The sequence below is a fragment of the Pseudomonas sp. LAIL14HWK12:I7 genome (genome assembly GCF_000483465.1).
In the GTDB taxonomy this organism is placed as follows: Bacteria; Pseudomonadota; Gammaproteobacteria; order Pseudomonadales; family Pseudomonadaceae; genus Aquipseudomonas; species Aquipseudomonas kermanshahensis.
Genome location: NZ_AXYZ01000004.1, coordinates 117,771 through 134,899, shown reverse-complemented (window position 1 = coordinate 134,899; position 17,129 = coordinate 117,771). Strand labels below are relative to the sequence as shown.

Genomic DNA, 17,129 nt, shown 5'->3' with positions numbered 1-17,129 from the left:
CAGGTAGCGCGCATCCGCAGAACTGAAAGGAGTCACCCATGGCCAAGCGTTCCCGACCAGCAGCCTTCATCGATGACCCGCTGTGGTACAAGGACGCGGTGATTTATCAGCTGCACATCAAGTCGTTCTTCGACGCCAACAACGACGGCATCGGCGATTTCGCAGGCTTGATCAGCAAGCTCGACTACATCGCCGAACTGGGCGTCAACACGCTCTGGCTGCTGCCGTTCTACCCCTCGCCACGGCGCGATGACGGCTACGACATCGCCGAGTACAAAGCCGTGCACCCCGACTACGGCAGCATGGCCGATGCCCGGCGCTTCATCGCCGAGGCGCACAAGCGCGGCCTGCGGGTGATTACCGAACTGGTCATCAACCACACCTCCGACCAGCACCCGTGGTTCCAGCGCGCCCGCCTGGCCAAGCGGGGCAGCAAGGCGCGCGACTTCTACGTGTGGTCGGATGACGACCAGAAGTACGACGGCACCCGCATCATCTTCCTCGACACCGAGAAGTCCAACTGGACCTGGGACCCAGTCGCCGGCCAGTACTTCTGGCACCGCTTCTATTCGCACCAGCCAGACCTGAACTTCGACAACCCGCAGGTGCTGAAGGCGGTGATCGGGGTGATGCGCTTCTGGCTCGACCTGGGCGTTGACGGCCTGCGCCTGGACGCCATCCCCTACCTGATCGAGCGCGACGGCACCAACAACGAAAACCTCCCCGAGACCCACCGGGTGCTCAAGGCGATCCGTGCCGAGATCGACGCCAACTACCCCGACCGCATGCTGCTGGCCGAAGCCAATCAATGGCCCGAAGACACCCGCCCGTACTTTGGCGAGGGCGATGGCGACGAATGCCACATGGCCTTTCACTTCCCGCTGATGCCGCGCATGTACATGGCCCTGGCCATGGAGGACCGCTTCCCGATCACCGACATCCTGCGCCAAACCCCGGAAATCCCCGCCAACAGCCAGTGGGCGATTTTCCTGCGCAACCACGATGAGCTGACCCTGGAGATGGTCACCGACCGCGAACGCGACTACCTGTGGAACTACTACGCCGAAGACCGCCGCGCCCGCATCAACCTTGGCATCCGCCGCCGCCTGGCGCCGCTGTTGCAACGTGACCGACGGCGCATCGAACTGCTGACCAGCCTGCTGCTGTCGATGCCCGGCACACCGACCTTGTACTACGGCGATGAACTGGGCATGGGCGATAACATCTACCTGGGCGACCGCGACGGCGTGCGCACCCCCATGCAATGGTCGCCGGACCGCAATGGCGGGTTCTCTCGCGCCGACCCGCAGCGCCTGGTGCTGCCACCGATCATGGACCCGCTGTACGGCTACCAGACGGTCAACGTCGAGGCCCAGTCCCACGACCCGCATTCGCTGCTCAACTGGAACCGCCGCCTGCTGGCGGTGCGCAACCAGCAGAAGGCGTTTGGCCGTGGCAGCATCCGCATGCTCACGCCGAGCAACCGGCGCATCCTCGCGTACATCCGCGAATACACCGACCAAGAGGGCAACAGCGAAGTAATTCTTTGCGTGGCCAACGTGTCCCGCGCCGCCCAGGCCGCAGAACTCGAGCTGTCGCAATACGCCGATAAAGTACCGGTGGAGATGCTGGGCGGCAGCGCCTTTCCCCCGATCGGCCAGCTGCCGTTTTTGCTGACATTGCCGCCCTATGCTTTTTACTGGTTCCTGCTGGCGTCGCACGACCGCATGCCCAGCTGGCATATTCAGGCCACCGAGGGGTTACCCGAATTGACCACACTGGTGCTGCGCAAGCGCCTGGAAGAGCTGCTCGAGGCGCCTTCCAGCGAGATGTTAGAAGGCTCGATCCTGCCGCAATACCTGCCGAAACGGCGCTGGTTCGCCGGCAAGGAAGGGCCGATCGACCAGGTTCGCCTGCGTTATGGCGTGCGTTTTGGCACGGCCACCACGCCGGTATTGCTCGGCGAACTGGAAGTGCTCAGCGATGGCGTCGCCAACCACTATCAACTGCCGTTCGGCCTGTTGCCCGAAGAGCAGATCAACAGTGCCTTGCCTCAGCAGTTGGCATTGTCGCGCGTGCGCCGTGGCCGACAGGTTGGTTTGATCACCGACGCCTTCGTCCTTGAACCATTCATCCGCGCTGTACTGCGGGCCTGCCAGGAACGCCACCGGCTGCCCTGCGGCAATGGCCTGGGCGAGCTGCGTTTCGAGTGCACTGAACAGCTTGCCAAGCTGGGGCTCACCGAAGAGAGCCCTGTGCGCTACCTTAGCGCCGAGCAGTCCAACAGCTCGGTGGTGGTTGCCGATCGGGTGGTGCTCAAGCTGATTCGCCGGGTCAACCCAGGCATTCATCCAGAACTTGAGATGAGCGCCTACCTGACTGCGGCGGGCTTTACCAATATTTCGCCGTTGCTGGGGTGGGTCTGCCGTGTGGACGAGCACGCCACCCCGCACCTGTTGATGATCGCCCAGGGCTACCTGAGCAATCAGGGCGATGCCTGGGCCTGGACCCAGAACACCCTGGAACGGGCCATCCGCGACGAGATGGAACCGACCAGTTCTGCCAGCGAAGCCCACACCGATGCTTTGGCCGAACTCGATGGCTTTGCTGCCTTGTTGGGCCAGCGTCTGGGCGAGATGCACGTGTTGTTGGCAGCGCCAACCGAAGATGCGGCCTTTCAGCCGCGCACAAGCGATGCCCAGGACAGCGAGCGCTGGAGCACCCAGATCACTGCCGAGCTGACCCACGCCCTCGACCTGCTGGCCCAGCACCGCGACAGCCTGGACAGCGACAGCCAGGCGTTGGTCGACGACCTGCAGCAACAGCGCGACGGCCTGACCCAGCACATCGACAACCTCGCACGCCAGGCCCAAGGCGGCCTGTTGATGCGCGTGCATGGCGACCTGCACCTGGGCCAGGTACTGGTGGTGCAGGGCGATGCTTACCTGATCGATTTCGAGGGCGAACCGGCGCGCCCACTGGAAGAACGCCGGGCGCGTCACAGCCCCTACAAAGATGTCAGCGGCGTGCTGCGATCCTTCGACTATGCTGCTGCGATGATTCTGCGCAACGCCTCTGCGGTGGACCTTTCCGACCCGGCGCGCAAGGCTCGGCAACGGGTTGCCAGGCACTACCTGCACCAATCCCGCCATGCGTTTGTCGAGGCTTATGGCTTGGCTACCGCTGCCATGCCCCACGCCTGGCAACAGGCCGAAGGCGAGCGCGCCGCGCTGGAATTGTTCTGCCTGGAAAAGGCCGCGTACGAAATTACATACGAAGCTGAAAATCGACCGAATTGGCTGGCCGTGCCTTTGCATGGCTTGCATGGACTGATCAGTACCTGGGGAGAGTCATAGATGAATGCAAACACGCGTGATACCGGCGGTCTTCGGCAACGGGACCTCGACGCCCTGGCCCGCGCCGAGCACGCCGATCCATTTGCGGTACTTGGCCCCCATGGCGACGGCGCCGGCGGGCAGTGGGTCCGCGCTTTCCTGCCCAATGCCCTGAATGCCCGCGTACTGTCGCGCCACGACGGCCGCGTGCTCGCCGAAATGGTGCAGGCCAGCTTGCCTGGGCTGTTTACCGCGCACCTTGATGACGCACAGCCCTACCTGTTGCAGATCGGCTGGGCCGGTGGTGAGCAGGTGACCGAAGACCCGTACAGCTTTGGCCCGCAGTTGGGTGACATGGACCTTTACCTGTTCGCCGAAGGCAACCACCGCGACCTGTCCGGGCGCTTTGGTGCCCAGCCGATGCAGGCCGATGGCATCGACGGCGTGTGCTTCTCGGTGTGGGCGCCGAATGCGCGGCGGGTGTCGGTGGTGGGTGACTTCAACAATTGGGACGGCCGCCGCCACCCCATGCGCCTGCGCCACAGCGCCGGGGTGTGGGAGCTGTTCGTGCCGCGGCTTGGCGTGGGTGAAACCTACAAGTTCGAAGTGTTGGGCAAAGAGGGCGTGCTGCCCCTGAAAGCCGACCCGCTGGCCCGTGCCACCGAGCTGCCGCCGAGCACCGCGTCAAAGGTCGCCGGTGCGCTCAGCCACCCTTGGCAAGACCACGACTGGATGGCGCAGCGTGCGCAACGTCACGCCTACAACGCGCCCCTGTCGATCTACGAATTGCATGTCGGCTCGTGGCAGTGCGAGCTGGATGACCTCGGCGAGGTGGCGCGTTACTACAACTGGCGCGAGCTGGCCGAACGCCTGGTGCCCTATGTGCAGGCGCTGGGCTTCACCCACATCGAACTGATGCCGATCATGGAGCACCCGTTCGGCGGCTCCTGGGGCTATCAGCCCCTGTCGATGTTCGCGCCCACCTCACGCTACGGCAGTGCCGAAGACTTCGCCGCCTTCATCGATGCCTGCCACCAAGGCGGTATCGGCGTGATCCTCGATTGGGTACCGGCGCATTTCCCTACCGACGAGCACGGCCTGGCACGCTTCGACGGCACGGCCCTGTACGAATACGAAAACCCCCTGGAGGGCTACCACCAGGACTGGAACACGCTGATCTACAACCTTGGGCGCAACGAGGTGCGTGGCTTCATGCTGGCCTCGGCATTGCTCTGGCTCAAGCAGTTCCACATCGACGGCCTGCGTGTCGATGCGGTGGCGTCGATGCTGTACCGCGACTACTCGCGCAAGGCCGGCGAATGGGTGCCTAACCGCCATGGTGGGCGCGAGAACCTGGAGGCCATCGATTTCATCCGCCACCTCAATGGCGTCGCGGCGCACGAAGCCCCAGGCGCGTTGATCATCGCTGAGGAGTCCACCGCCTGGCCCGGCGTCAGCCAGCCGATCCAGCAGGGCGGCCTGGGCTTTGCCTACAAGTGGAACATGGGCTGGATGCACGACACTTTGCACTACATCCAGAACGACCCGATTCACCGCACTTATCATCACAACGAGATGAGTTTCGGGCTGATCTATGCCTATTCCGAGCACTTCATCCTGCCGATTTCCCACGATGAGGTGGTGCACGGCAAGCACTCGCTGATCGACAAGATGCCAGGCGACCGCTGGCAGAAGTTCGCCAACCTGCGTGCCTACCTCACGTTCATGTGGGCGCACCCGGGCAAGAAGCTGTTGTTCATGGGCTGTGAATTTGGCCAGTGGCGCGAGTGGAACCACGACAGCGAGCTGGACTGGTACCTGCTGCAGTACCCTGAGCACAAGGGCGTGCAGCGCCTGGTCGGCGACCTTAACCGCCTGTACCGCGAGGTGCCTGCGCTGCATGAGCAGGACTGCCAGCCCCAGGGCTTCCAGTGGCTGATCGGTGATGACGCGCAAAACAGCGTGTATGCCTGGCTGCGCTGGAGCAGCAATGGCGAGCCGTTGCTGGTGGTGGCCAACTTCACCCCGGTGCCGCGCGAGGGGTATCGCATTGGCGTGCCGTTTGGCGAGCGTTGGGAAGAGCTGCTCAACAGCGATGCCGAACTGTATGCCGGGTCCAACGTGGGTAACCTGGGGGCGGTGGTAAGCGAAGCCGTCACCAGCCATGGGCAGCCGTTGTCGCTGGCGCTCAACTTGCCGCCGCTGGGCGTGTTGATCCTCAAGCCTGCCTGATAGGGTTTGCCTGATACGGCCTCTTCGCGGGTAAACCCGCTCCCACAGGTACTTCACTGCCCTCAGGACCAGTGATATACCTGTGGGAGCGGGTTTACCCGCGAAGAGGGCACCGCCGCATTAAGCCTTCACCACCGCATCCGCACCCCAAGGCTGCCGATCAGCCCATTGAGGTCATTGTCATCCACATCGCTGCTGTAATCCGCACTCACGAACAGCGCCACATTCGGCGTCACCCGGGCCACCAGGCCCAACCCTAATTCCACAGTGGTCGAGTACCGCGAGCTGGAGATCTTGTCGACCTGGTCCAGCTTCACCTCTTCAGCATTGCTGAAGTCATACCAGACGTTGGTGCGTACATAGGGTTCAATGGGCATGCCGCGCACTTCGTAGCGCCCGGACAATTTGGCACCGACCCGGCCGCTCCAGCTGGGCTGGCTGTCGAACGCCTGCAGCGTCTCTTCCTGCACGCGGCTGCCGGGGAAAAACTGTTGGTTGATCAACTGCGCCTGTGGCTCGATCACCCAACCGCCGCCCAAGCCGATCGGGAAGCCGCCTTCCAGGGAGAAGGTCATGGCATGGCCGCTGTCGTCCAGGCGCTGGCCGCTTTCGCCACGGCCATTGATGTCGATGCGCGAACCCATGGCCACGGCATCCAGGTGCCAACCCCGTTCATGGGTCATGCTCCAGTACACCCCCAGGCTCTCGCCACTCAGGTTCACCGCATTGCGTTGCTTGTCGCCCAGCAGCGGGCGAATACCGTTGAAGCTGCTTTGCAGGTTGTTGTGGCCGACAAAAATCCCCGCGCGGTGCACATTGCCTGCGCCGGTCTCGCGCAGGAACAGGTCTGGGCCAACCAGCAGTTGCTGGCTGGGGGCTTCGAGCTGGTCAGGCGGTTGTGCACCGGTGCGCGTGGCACCCGGGAAAAACTGCGACCACTGGCTGGCGACCAGGTCCGGTGCCGCCTGCCCGTGGCGTTCGGTCATTTTCTCCGAAAACGCGTTCAATGTGCCGAGGCTCACGCCGCTGGCGCTGACCGGGTCGAGCGATAGCTGCGGCATCGCCGGTTGCTGCAGGAAGCTGGGGGAGATTGGGTCGTCCTGCAGTTCGAATGCGAAAGTTTCCACTGGGGTTGCCAGAAGCAGCGACGTGGAAACCGCGTAGAAAATGCTGTCGAAGCGCAAGGGATTCGAGGTTCTTTTCATGGCGGATCTCCGTTTATTTTTGTGGTACAGCCCAAGGACCTGGCCTGTTGTCACGAGCTGTACGGCAAAAACAGTGGGCGACCCAAACCAGCACGCCTGCTTTCGCAAACGCGCACGAAGGCGCGAGCTAGAGGCCCGGCGCGAGATCTTTACAACTAGATAATGTTCAGCTAAGGAGAGGGAGCGGCTTGCGTCAAGAAAGCGTGAAGGTTGTGTTCATTGCACATGATTTGGTTCAAGTGGCTGATTTGTTGAGTTAAATAGTCGGGTATAGCAAGGTTCGCTATTTGCCGCTGCCTGGCTATGAAGAATGATTGCTACAGCTTGACCTCGACCGACAGCGGCAGATGGTCGGAGAGGTGCGTCCAGGGTTTGTGCCCCAGAATCTGCGGCGCATGGCTTTGCGCGTTGCGCAGGTAGATGCGGTCCAGGCGCAGCAGCGGCATACGCGCCGGGTAGGTACGTGCGAGGTGGCCGTGGTGGCGTTCGAACGCTTCGTGCAGGTCGTTGCGCAGGCCCAGGGTGCGATTGCCGCGCAGCTTCCAGTCGTTGAAGTCGCCAGCGATGATAACGGGTGCACCTTCGGGTAGAGACTCGAGCAGCCTGCGCAGCAACTGCAGTTGCTGTTGGCGATGGCTCTCCAGCAGCGACAAGTGCACGCAGATGGCATGCACCTGATGCGGGCCAGGCACGTCGAGGACGCAATGCAGCAAGCCGCGACGCTCGGGGCCGGTGATCGACACGTCGAGGTTGCGGTGTTCGATGATCGGGTATTTCGACAGCAGGGCGTTGCCGTGGTGGCCGTCGGGGTATACGGCGTTGCGGCCGTAGGCGAAGTCGCTCCACATGCTGTCAGCGAGAAATTCGTACTGGGACGTCTGCGACCAGCCGGGGTAGCGCGCGGCGTGGCGATCGTGGCTGCCGAGCACCTCCTGCAAGAACACGATATCGGCCTGGGTACTGCGCACCGCTTCGCGCAGTTCCGGCAGGATGAAGCGCCGGTTGAAGGCCGTGAAGCCCTTGTGGGTGTTGACCGTCAGCACCCTCAGCCGGTGCACGGCTGGGGCCTGGTCAACAGTGGCGAAACCGGAGCTGCTGGCTTCGAGCTTCACAGGGGCTCCCACAAGGTCATCATCGGGGCGGTTTAATGCTAGGACCTGCCTGGGGTAGGTGGGTTCACTCTTCCTCGTGCTGCAACACCATCAACAGCATCGAGCGCCCCTTCACCTCGAAGGTACTCTCGAACTGCAAGTGCTGCCCCTTGCGCAGCTCTGGCCGATCCGTGTCGACCAGGCAGCTCCAGTAGTCCCCTTCGGGCACCGCCGGCAGCTGGAACGGCACGGTATCGTGGTGGGCATTGACGATCAGCAGCACCGTCGCCTCGGCGCCGGGCCGGGCGATGCCGCTGACCTGTGCACGCCCGTCGATCAGCATGCCCAGGCAGCGGCCATGGGGGTCTTCCCACTGCTCGACGCTCATCTCGCTGCCATCCGGCGCCAGCCAGGTGACATCCTTGACCCCGATCGCCTCGTTGTAATCGCCGACCAAAAAGCGTGAGCGGCGCAGCACCGGGTAGGCCAGGCGCAGCCGGGTCAGGCGCTTGACGAAGGCCAGCAGCGCGGTGCCGTCTTCGTCCAGGTCCCAGTTGACCCAGCCGATCTCGCTGTCCTGGCAATAGGCGTTGTTGTTGCCATGCTGGGTGCGGCTGAACTCGTCGCCAGCGACAATCATCGGCGTGCCCTGGGCGAACAGCAGGGTGGCAAAGAAGTTGCGCATCTGGCGCATGCGCAGGGCGTTGATTTCAGGGTCTTCGGTAGGCCCTTCGGCGCCGCAGTTCCAGGACAGGTTGTTGTCGGTGCCGTCCTGGTTATTCTCGTCGTTGTCCTCGTTGTGCTTGCCGTTGTACGACACCAGGTCGCGCAAGGTGAAGCCATCGTGGGCGGTGACGAAATTGACCGAGGCATAGGGGCGCCGACCACGGTTGTTGAACATGTCCCCTGACGCGGTCATGCGCGAGGCGAAGTCGGCCAACTGGCCTTCGTCACCTTTCCAGAATGCCCGCACGGTGTCGCGGAAGCGGTCGTTCCACTCTGCCCAGCCCGGCGCGAAGTTACCCACCTGATAGCCGCCAGGGCCGCAGTCCCAAGGTTCGGCAATCAGTTTGACCTGGCTCAGCATCGGGTCCTGGCGGCACGCGACGAGGAAGCCGTGGCGTTCGCTATAGCCGTCGTGGTAGCGGCCGAGGATGGTGGCCAGGTCGAAGCGGAAGCCATCCACATGCATCTCGCCGGCCCAGTAGCGCAGCGAGTCGGTGACCAGCTGCAGCACGCACGGGTGGCTCAGGTCGAGGGTATTGCCGGTGCCGGAGTCGTTGATGTAGTAACGCTTGTCGTCGGGCATCAGCCGGTAGTAGGAGGCGTTGTCGATGCCGCGCATGGACAGCGTCGGGCCACGCTCGTTGCCCTCGGCGGTGTGGTTGTAGACCACATCCAGGATCACCTCCAACCCGGCGTCATGCAGGTGCGCGACCATCTCCTTGAACTCGGCGATCTTGCCGCTAGCGAGGTAACGGGGGTGTGGTGCGAAGAAGGCGATGCTGTTGTAGCCCCAGTAATTGTTCAGGCCTTTGTCCAGCAGGTGCTGGTCGTTGACGAAGGCATGGATCGGCAGCAGCTCGATACTGGAAACGCCCAGCTCTTTGATGTGCTTGAGCAGCTCGTCGTTGGCCAGGCCAGCGAAGGTGCCGCGCAGTTCTTCCGGCACCGCCGGGTGGCGCATGCTGATGCCGCGGGTGTGGGCTTCGTAGAGGATGGTGCGCTCCCACGGCACCTGCACGCGCTGATCGCGGCCCCAGGTGAAGGCCGGGTCGATGACTTTGCATTTGGGCACGAAGGGCGCGCTGTCGCGTTCATCGAACGACAGGTCGCCGTCGGGGTGGCCGATGGTGTAGCCGAACAGCGCCTCGGACCATTTCAGGCTGCCGACCAGTTGTTTGGCGTACGGGTCGATCAGCAGCTTGTTGGGGTTGAAACGGTGGCCGTTCTTGGGCTCGTAAGGGCCGTAGACGCGGTAGCCGTAGACCAGCCCCGGGTGCGCGTCGGGCAGGTAGCCGTGGTAGATCTCGTCGGTGTATTCCGGCAGCTCGATGCGTTCGATTTCCTGCTCGCCGGTGGAGTCGAACAGGCACAGCTCGACCTTGGTGGCGTTGGCCGAGAACAGGGCGAAGTTGACCCCAAGCCCGTCCCAGGTGGCGCCAAGGGGGAAGGGCATGCCTTCGCGAATGCGCGAGGGGGCGACCGAGCGGGTTTTCTTCGGGGTACGGGGGCTCATGGCAGTCCTCGAGTGACCGTGGTGGAAGGGGGCTTTGGTTCTGTATGGTTCTGTGCTGGCCTCTTCGCGGGCAAGCCCGCTCCCACAGGACCACCACTACACATCAGGCTGTTATGGTCCTGTGGGAGCGGGTTTACCCGCGAAGAGGCCGGTGCAGGTTTAACCGGCAGAGGGCTTTTTCACCGATCTGGGCTTTTTCGCAGCGGCTGGTTTTACCCCAGGCAACGCGGCCACCTTGGGCTCGGCGGGGGCCTTCGGCTTGGCCGCGGCTTTCTTGCGCGGTGCTGCCTTGGGGGCAAGTGCTTCAGCTTCGGCAAGCTTGCGCGCCATCTCCCAGTGGCGTTCCTCCTCACCCACAGGCTTACCTTCCGATTCCCAGATCTGGTAGGCAAATTCACGGATACGTTTCTCATCGACACTCATCATGACGCTCCTGATGCTCAAGATTGTTGTATCAACACATTGACCGGAAATTCCGACAGTACGGCGCTCAACAGCAGCTCCTTTGTAGGGATGACCGCAGCACTGGAGAAAAGTCCCGTCGAGTTGGCAGGCGACAAGGCAAACGGCAGTATCAGCCGGGTATCGTCCCAGTTATGGGCCGGGATCAACGGTGTAGGGGCGCCGCCGAGCAGGCTGCTGGCCAGGCGTGGCGCAATGACAATGGCGCGTTCGTCGTCACCCAGGCGGGCAAAGGCCAGCACCTTGTCGGCATGCCGACCCTGCACGTTCAGCGGCAGGTAGGCGCCACGCCGGAACAGCTCGGCATGCGCCTGGCGGCAGTCCAGCACCCGCGCGATCAAGGCCTGCTTGATGCGGCCGTCGCGCCAGTGCGCCAGCAACTCGGCGGGGGTAGTGGCGTCGTCCAGGGTGCGGCGCCTGAGCGCGTAATCGACGGGGCGGCGGTTGTCCGGGTCGACCAGGCTGAAGTCCCAGTATTCGTTACCCTGGTACAGGTCGGGCACGCCGGGCACGGTCATGCGCAACAGCGTCTGGACCAACCCATTGAGTGCGCCAGGGCAGGCGATGAGCTGGGCGGCATCGGCCACGGACTTGCGCAACTGCTGGTTCTCGTCATCCAGCAGCAGGCCGTCGATGTAGCTGGCGCAGGCGGCCTCGTAGGCCTCGTTCGGGGCATTCCAGCTGCTGCGCAACTTGGCTTCACGCAGGGCCTTCTGTTGCCATTGCCGCAGGCGCTCGGCGTACTGGCGCAGGGCGCCGTCATCGTGCGGGTCCAGGTTTAGCGGCCAACTGCCCAGCAACGTCTGCAGCAGCATCAGCTCATCGCCAGGGCTGGGGGCCAGGCCGTCATCCAGTTGCGCCCGCAGCGGCGCCGCCAACTCGCGCCAATGCTCCACCCGGCTGGCCAGCCACGGGCCGCGTTCGCTGAGCACGGCCAGGCGGGCGCGAGTGTCTTCGCCGCGCTTGTGGTCGTGGGTGGCGGTGGCCAACAGGCTGTCGGGGAAGTCGCGCAGGCGCCGCTGGGCTTCGTTATGGAACACTTCGCTGCCTGCGCTGAAACGCTCGGCCTCGAAGCCCACATCGTTGCGCGACAGCAACCGGGCGCTGCGGTAGAAGGCAGTGTCTTCCACGGCCTTGGCGGCGCTGGGCGCGGTCAGTTGCTGGAAGCGCACACAGGCATGGCGCAAGTGCTTGCGTGGCCGGCCCGGTGGCAGGCGGCGCCAGGGCTGGCCACCGAGCCATTGTTCGAGCTGGTCGAGCAGCGGCCAGTCCGCTTCGCTGAGGTCTTGGCGGGCATTGGCCAGGGCTTGCTGGAAGAAGGCTTCATCTTCTGCAGGGCGGCCGCAGGCGTTGAAGTAGGTGCGGTACACCGGGTAGTGCGCGACCAGCGCCTGCAACGCCCGGCGGATTGCGCCTAGGGTCAGGTCGCGGGTCATCAGGTCGTCGCGGGCCACCTGCAGCAAGGCCTGGGCCACCGATTCGCAGTCACCGGCCAGGCTGGCATTGAGCACCAGGTGGCGTGCCAGGCGCACTTCCTCGGGGAAGTCTGGGCGCTCGCTGACGTTGGCCCACAATTCGGTTAACGGCGCCTCGCCGGCCGGGTCGTGTTGCAACAGCGAGACCTGGTTCATGAACTCGTAGCCGGTGGTGCCGTCGGTAAGCCAGTCCTGGTGCAGGTGCTCGTCGGCGCCGAGGATTTTTTCCACGTAGAGAGGGAAGTGTTCCAGCGCCGCGTTCAGCGGCCGCCGCGCTAACAGGCTGTCGACCCGGCGGCGCAGTTTGCGGCAATAGCCGCGGGGGTCGGCTAGGCCGTCGATATGGTCGATGCGCAGGCCATCCACCAGGCCGCGCTCGATCAGCTCGAACAGCTTGGCGTGGGTGGCCTCGAACACTGCTGCGCGCTCGACCCGCAGGCCGCCCAGCTCGTTGATGTCAAAGAAGCGCCGCCAGTTGATGTCGTCGGCGGCGGTGCGCCAGCTGGCCAGGCGATAGGTCTGGCGTTCAAGCAGCAGGTGCAGGCGTTTGAGGCCTGCTTCGCTGCGGCTATCGAACGCGATCAGGGCCGATTCGAGGTCGGCGCCGTCGTTTACCAGGCGTGCCAGCTCAGCCTGCAAGGGCAGGGCATCGTTCAGCGGTTGGGCACTGTCACTCAGCGCGGTGAAATGCGCGGCCAACGCCTGCAAGGCGGGCTCAGGGCTTTGCGCAAGGATCCAGCCATAGTCGATTGGGCAGATCGGGAAACGATGGTCGTAATGGGCAACTTCCAGCACGCCGTGCTGCTTGTCGAAGGTCAGCGGGATCTCGCCTTGCTTCAAGGCTGCGCCGTAGTCGCTGCCGAGGAAGGGCAGCAGTAACTGGCCGGCCAGCAGCGGGTCGCTGGAGTGCCACTGAATGTCGAAAAACTCCGCATATGGGCTGCGCCGGCCCCAGGCCAGCAGGCTTTGCCACCAGGGGTTGTCGGCACCGCCCACGGCCATGTGGTTGGACACGGTGTCCAGGATCAGCCCCATGCCGTGCTGGCGCAGGGCAGCGACCAGGCGCTGCAGCGCCGCCTCGCCGCCGAGCTCCGGGTTGACCTGGGTCGGGTCGACCACGTCGTAGCCATGGCGTGAGCCGGCGCGGGCTTTGAGGATCGGCGAGGCATACAGGTGGCTGATGCCCAACTGGGCGAAGTACGACACCAGCGGCACCGCGTGGTCGAGGGTGAAGTCGCTGTGAAATTGCAGGCGTAAGGTCGCGGTCAGGGGTTTCATCGGTCACGCTCCCAGGCTTGTTCGCGGGCCTGGGCCAGCAGTTCCAGGCGCCGTGCGGCGTCTTCGTCGTCGAGCAGTTCGCGCACCGGCAGGGCAAAGCGCCGGCGCCAGTTGGGGTGGCCTGCAGTGGTGCCAGGCAGGTTGGGTTGCTCGTCGCAGCCCAGCAGGTCTTCGAGGGGCACCAGCACCAGCGGGGCGCGGGTGTGGCCGACGTAGCGGATGGCGGCGTCGATCACCGCGTCGTTATCGGGTAGCGGGCCGTAGTTGGTCTCCAGGGTACGGCGCAGGCCGTTGTGTTCTTTTTGGCGGTCGTGACGCCACTGCAGTTCGGTGGCGGCATCGATCAAGTGCAGGCGATGGAACCAGTCGATGTCGTGGTTTTCCAGCCAGCCGGCCAGCGGCGCCAGGTCATGGGTGCCGGTGGTGGCCAGGGCGCTGTCGGGCCAGTCGAGAATGGGCTTGAAGTGGCCAGGTTGGGTCTGTTCGAAAGGCAGCACGCGCATGCCCAGCACGGCCTTGTCGGCCAGCTGTTCGCGCAGGCCATCGGGCACGGTGCCGAGGTCTTCGCCGAGGATGACCGCCTGGTGCCGAACCGATTCCAGCGCCAACAGGCGCAGCAGGTCGTCGAGCGGGTAGTTCAGGTAAGCGCCTTCGCTGGGTTTGGCGCCACGCGGGATCAACCACAGCCGGCGCAGGCCCATGACGTGGTCGATGCGCAGGCCGCCGGCGTGGGCGAGGTTGGCCCGCAGCATCTCGATGAACGCGCGGTAGCCGTTGCGTTTAAGGCCTTCGGGCGAGAACGCGCAAATGCCCCAGTCCTGCCCCGAACGGTTGAGAATGTCGGGCGGCGCGCCGACCTTGAGGTTGGCCAGCAACTCGTCCTGGCGGCTCCAGGCCTGGCTGCCGGCGCCGTCGGCACCTACCGCCAGGTCGGCGATCAGGCCAATGGTCATGCCATTGCCACGTGCGGCCTCCTGGGCGCGTTGCAGGCTACGTTCGGTCAGCCACTGGCAAAAGGCGTGGAACTCGACCTTGGCCGGGTAGGCGTTGGCAAAGGCCTCGACTTCGGGGTGGTAGGGGTCGTGCCAGGCGCGGGGCCAATTGCGCCAGTCAGCACCCAGGCCATGCTCCACCGCTTGCGCTTGCAACACTTCGAAGCGGCAATGGTGTTCCAGGGCTTGGCCAGCGGCCGTGCGGTAGCTGTCGAAGTCCTTGCGCAGCGGGTGGTCGCCCTGGCTGAAGTCCTGGTACAGGGCTTCGAGCAGGCGCAGGCGAGCAGCAGCGGCGCGCGGCCAGTCGACCAGCGGCTGCTGCTCCAGGTCTTCGAGCACCTGTTCCAGGCCGCAGGCTTCGATTGCCATGCGCACGGCGCGCTCGCCGAACAGGGCGGCCGGGCTGGCATAGAGGGTATTGAGCAATAGGCGGCTGGACGGCGAGTAGGGGCTGTAGTGCTCCTGGTCGATGGCTGACAGCGCGTGAATCGGGCTGATCGCCAAGGCATCGGCGCCGCGCTCGGCGGCGGTGCGCGCCAGTTGTTCCAGTGCCAGGCAGTCGCCATAGCCACCATCGCCAGTGCGCCGCAGGCTGTACAACTGCACGGCCAGGCCCCAACAGCGTGGGGGTGGTTGCGCCACGCTGTCGGCCAGGCTGTAGCAGCGTGAAGGCGCCACGGCCACGGTGCAGGTGCGGCCGTCGATCGCCAGTGCGTGGTAGCCGAGGGGCAGCTCGGCAGGCAGGCGCCCCTGGTTGTCCAGGGTGAAGGTGCGCTGGCTGTTGTCTTCCAAGGTGCAACGCACGGTGCTGTTGGCGCTGAAGTAGCGGCCCAGCGCCAGGGGTTGGCCAAGCTCGACGGTCAACAAGGGCGGCAGGTGTTCGCTGTCTTCGGCGGCCTCTACGGCGCGCAGGCTGGCTTGGATGGCGGCTTCGTCGGCGGCGGGGTGGCCCAGGCCTTCGAGGACATTGCGCAGTACGTCATCGCTGACTTGCTGCGGCCGGGCATTGGCATCGATCCAGTCGCGGCTAAGCCCGACGCGGGCCGCCAAACGGTGCAGGGCGGTTTCGCTCATGGGCGCTCCTGGCCAGGGGAAAGCAGGCTGACCACGCAGCTGTACGCGGCCAGGGACGTATCGGGGTGGCGGGTGTCACTGCTGTCGAACAGCCGGCTTTCGGCGGGCGGCAGCGCGACGGCTTGGGGGCTTGCGGCCAGGTTGAGGTCAATGCGCAAGGTGTTGCCGTCGCCTAACTGCCAGCGCGCGGTCAGCGCTTTGTCGCCGTGCACGTCAGCGCCCAACGCACGGCTGCCCGGCAAGTGCGGGATGACGTGGCGGCGGCGCAAGTCGAGCAACTGGTGATAGAGGCCATGCCAACCGGCAATGACGTCCTTGTTTTGCGGCCGTGACGAAGCGAAGGTTTGCGCGGCATTGGGGTCGGGGATGCGTTCACGCTGCTCGGGGTCGGCGAAGGCGGCGAAGTGGGCGAACTCGCCCCGGCGGCCTTCGCGCACCGCATCGGCCAATTCGTCATGGAAGTCGGTAAAGAACAGGAACGGGCTGCAACTGCCATCATCCTCACCCATGAACAACAACGGGATCATTGGCGCCAGCAGCAACAGGCCGGTGGCTGCCCGCAAAGCCTGCGGCGGGCAGAGGCGGGTCAGGCGCTCACCCAGTGCGCGATTGCCGATTTGGTCGTGGTTTTGCAAGAACAGCACGAATGCGCTGGGCTCGAGATGCCCGCTTGGCTCGCCACGCGGTGTGCCATGGCGGTTGGCCTGGCCCTGGAACACGAAGCCTTCCGACAGGCAGCGGGCCAACTGGTCGATGGGGCGCTGTTTGTAGTCGGCGTAGTAGCCTTCGGTCTCGCCGGTGAGCAGCACGTGCAGGGCGTTGTGGCCGTCATCGTTCCACTGGGCATCGAAACCCTGCTCCAGCAAAAAGGCTTGGTTGTGCTCGTTCTCCAGCACCAGCCAGATATGCCGGCCGGGCGCCACGGCAGCACGCACCCGCTGCGCCAGCTCGACCAGAAAGTCCGGCTGGTCGATGGCATGCACCGCATCCAGGCGTAGGCCGTCGCAGCGGTAGTCGCACAGCCACATCAAGGCGTTCTGGATGAAAAACTCACGCACTTCTGCGCGGCGGAAGTCAATCGCCGCGCCCCACGGCGTTTGCCGGTCTTCGCGAAAGAACGGGCTGGCATACTGGTGCAGGTAATTGCCATCCGGGCCAAAGTGGTTGTAGACCACGTCCACCAACACCATCAACCCTTCGCCGTGCGCCTGGTCGACCAGCGCGCACAGTTGCTGCGGGCTGCCGTAGGTGTTTTGCGGCGCGAACGGCAGCACGCCGTCATAACCCCAATTGCGTTCGCCCGGGAACTGCCCTAACGGCATCAGCTCGATGGCGCTGATGCCGATTTCGGCCAGGCGCGGCAACTGCCGGGCAACCCCGGTGTAGCCGTCCAGCACGCCGACGTGCAATTCCTGGATGACCGCCTCATGCCACGGCCGGCCCTGCCAAGGGTGTTGCCAGGCATAGCTGGCAACATCCACCACCTCGCTGGGCCCTTTCACCCCTTCAGGCTGGTAGCGCGACGCGGGGTCGGCGACCAGCAATGTGCCGTCGACCCGGTAACGATACCGATCACCGGCCTGACACGGGGCAACCCCCGTGTACCAGCCATCATTGTCGGGCAGCAGTGCTACAGCAGGCTGCTGCTCCAGTTCCACGCTCACGCTGCGCGCATCCGGCGCCCAGAGGGCGAAGCGCGCCGACGTGGCGTCCAGCAAGTGTGCGCCATGCCTGTGCATCTTCGGT

The 17,129-nt window shown here is 64.6% G+C and carries 9 protein-coding genes; 2 read left to right on the top strand and 7 right to left on the bottom strand.

The window, feature by feature from the left end; all coding sequences use genetic code 11:
* Positions 1-38 precede the first annotated feature (38 nt).
* Together treS and glgB are read left to right on the top strand one after the other, a co-directional pair.
* Positions 39-3,356, top strand: a complete 3,318-nt coding sequence (treS, locus tag D886_RS0104645) for a maltose alpha-D-glucosyltransferase (protein ID WP_027592778.1) — start codon at positions 39-41, stop codon at positions 3,354-3,356.
* Positions 3,357-5,567 (top strand): 1,4-alpha-glucan branching protein GlgB, encoded by a 2,211-nt coding sequence (gene glgB / locus D886_RS0104640; RefSeq protein ID WP_027592777.1) that lies wholly within the window; start codon positions 3,357-3,359, stop codon positions 5,565-5,567.
* A 128-nt stretch (positions 5,568-5,695) separates the two neighbouring features.
* Here glgB and D886_RS0104635 read toward each other — a convergent pair whose 3' ends face one another.
* From D886_RS0104635 to treZ, 7 genes are all read right to left on the bottom strand, one after another.
* On the bottom strand, positions 5,696-6,772 hold the full coding sequence (locus D886_RS0104635; RefSeq protein ID WP_027592776.1) for an autotransporter outer membrane beta-barrel domain-containing protein: 1,077 nt from the start codon (positions 6,770-6,772) through the stop codon (positions 5,696-5,698).
* A gap of 317 nt (positions 6,773-7,089) precedes the next feature.
* Positions 7,090-7,884, bottom strand: coding sequence for an endonuclease/exonuclease/phosphatase family protein (locus D886_RS0104630; protein ID WP_027592775.1), 795 nt, complete (start codon positions 7,882-7,884; stop codon positions 7,090-7,092).
* A gap of 64 nt (positions 7,885-7,948) precedes the next feature.
* A complete protein-coding gene (gene glgX / locus D886_RS0104625; RefSeq protein WP_027592774.1) occupies positions 7,949-10,102 on the bottom strand; it encodes a glycogen debranching protein GlgX in 2,154 nt (717 codons plus the stop codon).
* A gap of 159 nt (positions 10,103-10,261) precedes the next feature.
* On the bottom strand, positions 10,262-10,528 hold the full coding sequence (locus tag D886_RS0104620) for a DUF2934 domain-containing protein (protein ID WP_027592773.1): 267 nt from the start codon (positions 10,526-10,528) through the stop codon (positions 10,262-10,264).
* Positions 10,529-10,542: 14 nt separating this feature from the next.
* A complete protein-coding gene (locus D886_RS0104615; RefSeq protein WP_027592772.1) occupies positions 10,543-13,317 on the bottom strand; it encodes a malto-oligosyltrehalose synthase in 2,775 nt (924 codons plus the stop codon).
* A complete protein-coding gene (gene malQ / locus D886_RS0104610) occupies positions 13,314-15,383 on the bottom strand; it encodes a 4-alpha-glucanotransferase (RefSeq protein WP_027592771.1) in 2,070 nt (689 codons plus the stop codon). Before malQ ends, D886_RS0104615 begins: the two co-directional genes overlap by 4 nt.
* Positions 15,380-17,122, bottom strand: coding sequence for a malto-oligosyltrehalose trehalohydrolase (treZ, locus tag D886_RS0104605; protein WP_027592770.1), 1,743 nt, complete (start codon positions 17,120-17,122; stop codon positions 15,380-15,382). Before treZ ends, malQ begins: the two co-directional genes overlap by 4 nt.
* Positions 17,123-17,129: the final 7 nt, after the last annotated feature.